Genomic DNA, 8,269 nt, shown 5'->3' with positions numbered 1-8,269 from the left:
AGTCGAAAAGGCCAATGTTGGGATAACGCCCCGATGGAGCGTTTTTTTGGCAGCTTGAAGTCCGAGTGGGTGCCTGAAGAGGGCTACCACTCGGAATATGAGGCCCGAGTAGATATCAACCGATATGTGGCGCGCTACAACAATGTAAGGCGCCACAGCTACAACGGTTACCACTCGCCGGTAGCGGCAGAAAAGATGGCGGCGTGAGAACCGAAAACAATGTCCAAAATTACTGGACCAGATCAGGCTGCTCGCGATAGCGGTGTGTCAGTCGGGAAGTTTTTGTCTGACACACCGCTATCGCGAGCAGGCTCACTCCTACAGGGTTTGGCGGTGGATGCTTAGTCGTCGGCGTTGGGATCGAGATCGGGGAACATGACCTCGGTAAACCCGAACTTGCTGAAGTCGGTAATCCGCGACGGATACAAGCGGCCGATCAGGTGATCGCATTCATGCTGCACCACACGCGCATGGAACCCTGAAGCGATGCGCACGATGGGCTGGCCCTTGGGGTCGACACCTTCGTAACGAATCTGCTGGTAACGTTCCACGGCGCCGCGCAGGCCCGGCACGGACAAGCAACCTTCAAAACCCTCTTCCAGCGTCGGGCTCAACGGCGTGATCAGCGGATTGATCAGAATGGTTTGCGGCACCGCTTCGGCGTCCGGATACCGCTCACTGTGCTCAAAACCGAAGATCACCAGTTGCAGGTCGACATCGATCTGCGGCGCAGCCAGGCCAACGCCACCGACGCTTTCCATGGTCTGGAACATGTCGTCGATCAACTGCCACAACTCGGGGCTGTCGAACATCTCGGCCGGAACCGGCGGGGCAATGCGCAGCAGGCGCTCATCACCCATTTTCAGAATTTCACGGATCATTTGATGACTTCGTCAGTGGAGGGATGGACCGAGTGATCGCGCCCCAGTCCCGAAACGTGGTGTTTTTGATGGTCATGGCCGGGCTCGCCAGGGTACTTTTCGCCGGGGTCCTTGCCCTCCCTCGACATGTGTTCGATCACCGCATTCATCTCCGCGCCGAGCAACAACACCGCGGAGGAAATGTAGAAGTACAGCAACAGCACGATGATCGCACCGATACTGCCATACATGGCGTTGTAGTCGGCAAACGTTTTGACGTACAGACCGAAGCCCACGGAGGCGAGGATCCACACCACCACCGCCAGCACCGACCCCGGCGTGATGAAACGAAACTCTTGTTTGACGTCCGGCATCACGTAATAAATCAGCGCCACCGCGACCATCAACAGAATCACGACCACCGGCCAGCGCATGATGGTCCAGAGGGTCACAATGAAGTCTTCGAGGCCGACTTGCGAGGCGATCCAGCCCATCACCTGCGGGCCGAGCACCATCAGCGCGGCGGCGATCAACAGCATCCCGGCGATGCCGACGGTGTAGATGATCGACAGCGGGAAGCGCTTCCACGCCGGCCGGCCTTCGACCACATCGTAGGCTGCGTTCATCGCGCTCATCATCAGCCGCACACCGGCGGAGGCGGTATACAGCGCAATCACAATACCCACCGAGAGCAGCCCCCCCTTGGATTGCTGGAGCTGGTCAATCACCGGGTTGACCTGTTCCAGCGCCTGGGGCGGCAAGACCAATTCCGATTGCAGGCGCAGCCAGGAGAAAAAATCCGGCAGGTGCAGGAAACCGATCAGGGCAATCAGGAAAAGGATGAAGGGAAACAACGAGAACAACATCTGATAGGCCAGCGCCGAGGCATAGGTCGACATTTCATCGTCGATGAACTCGGTGACCGTGCGCATCATCACACGGTGCAGGGGCAGACCTTTCATGTCCGGGAAAATCATTAGCGTCTCCTTTCGCCGCAAGATCGGGAGTCAGTCGTGGCGACTCAGGGGCCGTTTTCTACATCAAAGTAGCCTACTTGGCGACTTTGAAACAATTTCCGTGTTCAAGTTCAGGCTGACACAAAAACGGCCATCCGTGGATGGCCGCTCCTGATCATCGTCAAAGGCCAGATCAAGCGTTGTCGATGCCTTTTACTTTATCGCCAGTGCTGCTCATGGTGTTTCTCCTGTGAACAATTCAATGAGAAAAGTCGTAATACAAGGATTGACCGGAGGCGTTTGCGCGGAGTTTCATTTATTTTGTACCGCACATTTTGTCGATCTCGGCAGGTTGGGCTTTATGTTTAGCGACCAACCCCCGAGAATGCGCAACGTATTCAGGCCATGGCGCTGAAGATCCAATCCCGTAGGAATGTTATGAAACTCGATAAAAAGCAGGCCATTGCCCGCAGAAACCAGGAACTTGGCGGTGCCGTGCTTGGCGTCAACAACTGCCATTTCACCGAATTGAACCGCAACCGCAACATCTGGTGGTTCGATATCCCGGTCGCGCGCCTGGCCGTTGGTCAGTACGAATGGGTTCACTTGCTGATGCACACGCCGGACACCGACGAACTGCTGCACCTGAAAGTGCCGACCGTGTTCCTGCGCGAGAAGCTTGAAGGTCTGGTGGTGCGTAATGAAGGCAAGCGCAAGGCTGCATTGAGCCTGGAGCTGAGTGCCGACAAGGACTCGTACCTGCAAGACATGCGCCCGGCGGGTACCAACGTCAATTTCGCGCCGTTCCGTCTGTAAGCCAAAAGCAAAAGCTTCGCGAGCAGGCTCGCTCCCACAGGGGATCTGCGGCGCTCACAAAACCAATGTGGGAGCGAGCCTGCTCGCGATAGCGGTCTGACAACCCCTGAGTTTTTCTTGTCATCCAACAAAAAGCCCCGCATCTGCGGGGCTTTTGTTTGTTACGCGCCGACCTTTTTCGCGGCGATTTTCTTCAGTTCTTCATCGCGCAGTTCTCGGCGCAGAATCTTGCCGACGTTGGTGGTCGGCAGCGCATCGCGGAACTCGACGGCTCGCGGCACCTTGTAGCCGGTGACGTTCGCACGCATGTGCTCCATCACTTGCTCTTTGGTCAGCGTCACGCCGGGTTTGGCAACGATGAAGATCTTGATCGCCTCGCCCGATTTCTCGTCCGGCACGCCAATGGCCGCGCATTGCAGCACGCCCGGCAGGGTCGCGAGCACGTCTTCCAGTTCGTTCGGGTACACGTTGAAACCGGAGACCAGGATCATGTCTTTCTTGCGATCGACAATGCGCATGTAGCCATCCGGCTGGATCAGCGCAATGTCACCGGTCTTCAACCAGCCTTCGCTGTCGAGCATTTCATCGGTGGCGTCCTGGCGCTGCCAGTAACCCTTCATGACCTGCGGGCCTTTCACGCACAGTTCGCCGATTTCACCCAGCGGCTGCTCCACGCCGGCATCGTCAATGACTTTGCAGCGAGTCGATGGAACCGGGATACCGATGGTGCCGATCTGGATGTTCTGGATCGGGTTGACGGTGGCCACCGGGCTGGTTTCGGTCATGCCGTAACCTTCGCAGATGGCGCAACCGGTGACCGCTTTCCAGCGTTCGGCGGCGGCCAGTTGCAGGGCCATGCCACCGGACAGGGTGATTTTCAGCGCCGAGAAGTCCAGCTTGCGGAAACCTTCGTTATTGCACAGGGCCACAAACAAGGTGTTGAGGCCGACGAAACCGCTGAACTTCCACTTCGACAGTTCCTTGACCATCGCCGGCAGGTCGCGCGGGTTGCTGATCAGGATGTTGTGGTTGCCGATCAGCATCATCGCCATGCAATGAAAGGTGAACGCATAGATGTGGTACAGCGGCAGCGGCGTGATCAGGATCTCGCAACCTTCATTGAGGTTGGAGCCCATCAGCGCCTTGCATTGCAGCATGTTCGCCACGAGGTTGCGGTGGGTCAGCATCGCCCCTTTCGCCACGCCGGTGGTGCCGCCGGTGTATTGCAGCACAGCGACATCGCTGCTGGCCGGGTTGGCTTCAGCCACTGGCTGGCCATGGCCCTTGCTCAACACGTCGTTGAACTTGATGGCTTTGGGCAAGTGATACGCCGGGACCATCTTCTTCACGTACTTGATGACACTGTTGACCAACAGACGCTTGAGTGGCGGCAACAGGTCGGCCACTTCAGTGACGATCACATGCTTGACGCCGGTTTTCGGCACGACGATCTCGGCCAGATGGGCCATGTTCGCCAGGCAGACCAGAGCTTTGGCACCGGAGTCGTTGAACTGGTGTTCCATTTCCCGCGCGGTGTACAGCGGGTTGGTGTTGACCACGATCAGACCGGCGCGGATGGCGCCAAAGACGGCAACCGGGTACTGCAGCACGTTAGGCAATTGCACGGCGATTCGATCGCCCGGCTGCAAGTCGGTATGCTGTTGCAGGTAAGCGGCAAAGGCACCGGACAATTCGTACAGTTCACCGTAGGTGATTGTTTTGCCCAGGTTGCTGAATGCCGGCTTGTTGGCGAAGCGTTGGCAGGATTGCTTCAACACTGCCTGAATATTCGGGTACTCGTCTGGATTGATCTCGGCAGCGATCCCAGCTGGGTACTTATCCTTCCAAAAGTCTTCGATCATGGAAGCCCACTCCTCAGCAACGCGAATTCAGCACCGCATTTGATGCGATTATTATTGGTGTTTGTTCAATGGTGAGTCTGGCTTTTTACTAGGCCGAGAAGTCACAAAGCGCGCCGAGAGTAGCAGCTTTGCCAAGGGTCGACCAGAGCCAAAAGCGGCCTCTACGGTCACAAATATGACTCAAGAACTTCTGGCGGTCATTTTAGAGCAAAGATTCTATAGCGACGTGAAAGCCCCTGAATCCAGGGATTTCCAGATCCTTAAAAGCATCGCGGGCAAGCCTTGCTCCTACAGGTTCCGTGTCGTTCACATTCTATGTGGACAACATTAAACCTGTAGGAGCGAGGCTTGCCCGCGATCCGCGCGAAGCGCGGCCATGCAACACCTACGCGATATCGCGCAACTCCCGCCGCAGAATCTTGCCCACCGGCGTCATCGGCAACGACTCACGCAACACGATGTGCTTGGGCACTTTGTACGCCGTGAAGTTTTCCTTGCAGAAAACCTTCAGCTCTTCAACGCTGACCCCGGCTTCACGGGCCACCACAAACAACTTCACCGCCTCGCCCGAACGCTCGTCCGGCACACCGATGACCGCGCAGTTGGCGACGTTCGGATGAGCCATGACCACGTCTTCGATCTCGTTCGGGTACACGTTGAAACCCGAGACGATAATCATGTCTTTCTTGCGATCGACGATGCGCACAAAACCGTCCGGGTCGATCACCGCGATGTCACCGGACTTGAACCAACCCTCGGCATCCAGCACTTCAGCGGTGGCCTCGGGTTTCTGCCAGTAGCCCTTCATGATCTGAGGGCCTTTGATGCACAGTTCACCACGCTCACCCAACGGCTGCTCGACGCCTTCATCGTTGATCACTTTCAGCGCGGTGCCCGGCACCGGCAGACCGACCGTGCCAATGCGCGATTGGTCGCCGTAAGGGTTGGTGCATGCCACCGGTGACGTTTCGGTCAGGCCGTAACCTTCGGTGATGCGGCAACCGGTCATTTGCTGCCAGCGCTCGGCGGTGGCCTTGACCAACGCTGTGCCGCCGGAGTTGGTCAGCTTGAGACTGGAGAAGTCCAGGGTCTTGAAGTCCGGGTGATCCATCAACGCGACGAACAGCGTGTTGAGCCCCAGCAACGCCGAGAAACGCCAGTTTTTCAGCTCCTTGATGAAGCCGCCAATGTCTCGCGGATTGGTGATCAGCACGTTGTGGTTGCCGGTCACCATCATGCACATGCAGTTCGCCGTGAAGGCATAGATGTGGTACAGCGGCAGCGGCGCGATCATCACCTCCTGCCCTTCACGCAGCAGTGACTGACCGTCAGCGCCGAACTGCCCCAGGCACGCCCGCGCCTGTTGCATGTTCGCCACGAGATTGCCGTGGGTCAGCATGGCGCCCTTGGCCAAACCGGTGGTGCCGCCGGTGTATTGCAGAACGGCGATGTCGTCGAGGCCGACTTTCAGCGGTTTGATCCCCAGGCCACGCCCCATGCGCAGCGCGTTCTTGAACGAAATGGCCTGCGGCAACGAATACGCCGGGACCATTTTTTTGACCTTGCTGACCATGGTATTGACCAGCCAACCCTTGGCGGTCGGCATCAAGTCGCCCATTTTCGCTTCGATCAGGTACTGGATGTCGGTGTCGGGCAGCACTTCCTGGATTTTCTGCCCGAACATGTTCAGGTACACCAGTGCCCGGGCGCCGGAATCCTTGAATTGATGACGCATCTCCCGCGCGGTGTACAACGGGTTGGTGTTGACCACAATCAGCCCGGCGCGCAAGGCACCGAAGACGGCAATCGGATAATGCAGGACGTTGGGCATCTGCACCGCAATGCGATCCCCCGGCACCAGGTCGGTGTGGGCTTGCAGGTAAGCGGCGAATGCCAGGCTCTGGCGTTCCAGTTCGGCGTAGGTCAGGGTCACGCCCATGTTGCTGAATGCCGGGCGGTCAGCAAATTTCTTGCAGGAACGCTCGAACACCTCAATCACCGACTTATAGGCCCCAAGGTCTATGTTCAGGGGCACGCCGGCCGGGCGTTTGTCATTCCAGAATTCAGGTTGCATTATTCTTGTCCTCTTTACCTGAGCCTATCCGGGTCGCTTTTCTGTCACTTCTGAAAAAAGCGGGCTTCACGGACACTAGCAGTTATGGCGATTCAGGCAAATACAGCCGACGCCGTCATTGACCGTGTGAATCTTCCAGCCGTGGCATGACCTGATCAGACGGCGAGCACGGGATGCGCTATACAATGCAACCACGCCCATGCCACATGCAGCCCCATGCAAAGGAATCGCCATGATCCACACCACGTTCTGGCTGACCGCGATGGACCACAGCCGCCTTTTCGTCAATCAGTGGCTGCCCGCCTCGCCCTTAAAAGCCGTGATCCTGCTGGCCCATGGCATGGCTGAGCACAGCGCTCGTTACGCCCGATTGGCCGAAAAATTCTGCGAGCAGGGTTACGGCGTGTACGCACCGGATTTGCGCGGACATGGCAAAACTGCCGAAAACGGTACTCTCGGACATTTCGCCGATGATGATGGCTGGTGCAAAGTCGTCGGCGACATGGCCTGTCTCAACCAACACATTGGCCAACAGCATCCTGGCGTGCCCATCGTGTTGCTCGGTCACAGCATGGGCAGTTACATCGCGCAGGCCTATTTGCTGCATCACAGCGCCAGCCTGCACGGCGCGGTGCTCAGCGGCTCCAATTTCCAGCCCGTGGCGCTCTATCGCGCGGCACGACAGATCGCCCGTTTAGAAAAGTTGCGCCAAGGGCCCAAGGGGCGCAGTGCGCTGATCGAATGGCTGTCCTTCGGTTCATTCAACAAACAGTTCAATCCGGCACGTACCCGGTTCGACTGGCTCAGTCGCGACCCGGCAGAAGTGGATTTGTACGCCAACGACCCGCTCTGCGGCTTTCGCTGCACCAACCAGATGTGGATCGATTTGCTGGGTGGGTTGCAGCAAATCAGCAAAGCGTCCAATCTCGCGCAGATCGATCCGGGCCTGCCGCTGCTGGTGATTGGTGGCGAATGTGATCCGGTGAGCGAAGGCAAACGTCTGAAAGATCTGGCCGACGCCTTGCGCGCGGCAGGTAGCCAGAACCTGCACCTGACGATTTACCCCCAAGCGCGGCATGAACTCTTCAACGAGAGCAATCGCGATGAAGTGGTCAACGACGTGTTGCAGTGGATCGCCGAGGCGCTCAGCCACCGCCGGCCCCCCCGGTCGGAATAGTTTTTTGTGAATTTATTTATTCGTGACAGGAATTGAAACTGATGACCCAGGTTACCAACACCCCTTATGAAGCCCTCGAAGTCGGCCAGACCGCCAGCTACAGCAAGACCGTCGAAGAGCGCGACATTCAATTATTCGCCGCCATGTCCGGCGACCACAACCCGGTACACCTGGACGCCGAGTTCGCGGCAGGCACCATGTTCAAGGAGCGCATCGCGCATGGCATGTTCAGTGGCGCACTGATCAGTGCCGCCGTAGCCTGTGAGCTGCCTGGGCCGGGAACTATTTATATTGGCCAGCAAATGAGCTTTCAGAAGCCGGTGAAGATTGGCGACACCTTGACCGTGCGTCTGGAAATCCTCGAGAAAATGCCGAAGTTTCGTGTGCGCATTGCCACGCGCGTGTTTAACCAGCGTGATGAATTGGTCGTGGATGGCGAAGCGGAGATCCTGGCGCCGCGCAAGCAGCTGACCGTGACGTTGCCAAAATTGCCGGCAATCAGCATCGGCTAATCGACCGGGCAA

General features: G+C 57.7%; 8 protein-coding genes. 4 read left to right on the top strand and 4 right to left on the bottom strand.

Annotation, left to right across the window (positions count from 1 at the left end; genetic code table 11):
- The coding region (locus AC1DWM_RS07510) for an integrase core domain-containing protein (protein WP_477794915.1) at positions 1 to 207 on the top strand (207 nt) is incomplete at its 5' end.
- A 134-nt stretch (positions 208 to 341) separates the two neighbouring features.
- Here AC1DWM_RS07510 and def read toward each other — a convergent pair.
- A complete protein-coding gene (def, locus tag AC1DWM_RS07505) occupies positions 342 to 881 on the bottom strand; it encodes a peptide deformylase (RefSeq protein ID WP_477794914.1) in 540 nt (179 codons plus the stop codon).
- Positions 878 to 1,837 carry a YihY/virulence factor BrkB family protein gene (locus AC1DWM_RS07500; RefSeq protein ID WP_223511907.1) on the bottom strand — a complete coding sequence of 320 codons (960 nt, stop codon included), beginning with the start codon at positions 1,835 to 1,837 and terminating at the stop codon, positions 878 to 880. Before AC1DWM_RS07500 ends, def begins: the two co-directional genes overlap by 4 nt.
- 417 nt (positions 1,838 to 2,254) lie before the next feature.
- Here AC1DWM_RS07500 and AC1DWM_RS07495 point away from each other — a divergent pair, with 417 nt between their 5' ends.
- Entirely contained in the window at positions 2,255 to 2,632 is a 378-nt protein-coding gene (locus AC1DWM_RS07495; protein WP_046032015.1) for a hypothetical protein, read from the top strand.
- 161 nt (positions 2,633 to 2,793) lie between these two features.
- Here AC1DWM_RS07495 and fadD1 read toward each other — a convergent pair whose 3' ends face one another.
- Positions 2,794 to 4,494 carry a long-chain-fatty-acid--CoA ligase FadD1 gene (gene fadD1, locus AC1DWM_RS07490; RefSeq protein WP_223511905.1) on the bottom strand — a complete coding sequence of 567 codons (1,701 nt, stop codon included), beginning with the start codon at positions 4,492 to 4,494 and terminating at the stop codon, positions 2,794 to 2,796.
- A gap of 385 nt (positions 4,495 to 4,879) precedes the next feature.
- Positions 4,880 to 6,568, bottom strand: coding sequence for a long-chain-fatty-acid--CoA ligase FadD2 (fadD2, locus tag AC1DWM_RS07485; RefSeq protein ID WP_223511903.1), 1,689 nt, complete (start codon positions 6,566 to 6,568; stop codon positions 4,880 to 4,882).
- Positions 6,569 to 6,800: 232 nt separating this feature from the next.
- On the opposite strand from fadD2, the gene AC1DWM_RS07480 reads away from it, so the two are divergent.
- Both AC1DWM_RS07480 and AC1DWM_RS07475 read left to right on the top strand, forming a co-directional pair.
- Positions 6,801 to 7,745 carry a lysophospholipase gene (locus AC1DWM_RS07480; RefSeq protein WP_477794913.1) on the top strand — a complete coding sequence of 315 codons (945 nt, stop codon included), beginning with the start codon at positions 6,801 to 6,803 and terminating at the stop codon, positions 7,743 to 7,745.
- Positions 7,746 to 7,786: 41 nt separating this feature from the next.
- Positions 7,787 to 8,257: a MaoC family dehydratase gene (locus AC1DWM_RS07475; protein ID WP_223511899.1), complete on the top strand. Its 471-nt coding sequence runs from the start codon at positions 7,787 to 7,789 to the stop codon at positions 8,255 to 8,257.
- Positions 8,258 to 8,269 lie beyond the last annotated feature (12 nt).

The sequence above is a fragment of the Pseudomonas sp. P4_C8 genome, from assembly GCF_056401975.1.
Note: the sequence above shows the minus strand (reverse complement) of the source record. Positions and strands in the feature narration are given on the sequence as shown.

Excerpts from the sequence above, each read along its gene's own strand:
- AC1DWM_RS07480 (WP_477794913.1), top strand. The coding sequence starts at position 6,801 with ATGATCCACACCACGTTCTGGCTGACCGCGATGGACCACAGCCGCCTT.
- AC1DWM_RS07500 (WP_223511907.1), bottom strand. The coding sequence starts at position 1,837 with ATGATTTTCCCGGACATGAAAGGTCTGCCCCTGCACCGTGTGATGATG.
- AC1DWM_RS07495 (WP_046032015.1), top strand. The coding sequence starts at position 2,255 with ATGAAACTCGATAAAAAGCAGGCCATTGCCCGCAGAAACCAGGAACTT.
- AC1DWM_RS07475 (WP_223511899.1), top strand. The coding sequence starts at position 7,787 with ATGACCCAGGTTACCAACACCCCTTATGAAGCCCTCGAAGTCGGCCAG.
- fadD1 (WP_223511905.1), bottom strand. The coding sequence starts at position 4,494 with ATGATCGAAGACTTTTGGAAGGATAAGTACCCAGCTGGGATCGCTGCC.
- def (WP_477794914.1), bottom strand. The coding sequence starts at position 881 with ATGATCCGTGAAATTCTGAAAATGGGTGATGAGCGCCTGCTGCGCATT.
- fadD2 (WP_223511903.1), bottom strand. The coding sequence starts at position 6,568 with ATGCAACCTGAATTCTGGAATGACAAACGCCCGGCCGGCGTGCCCCTG.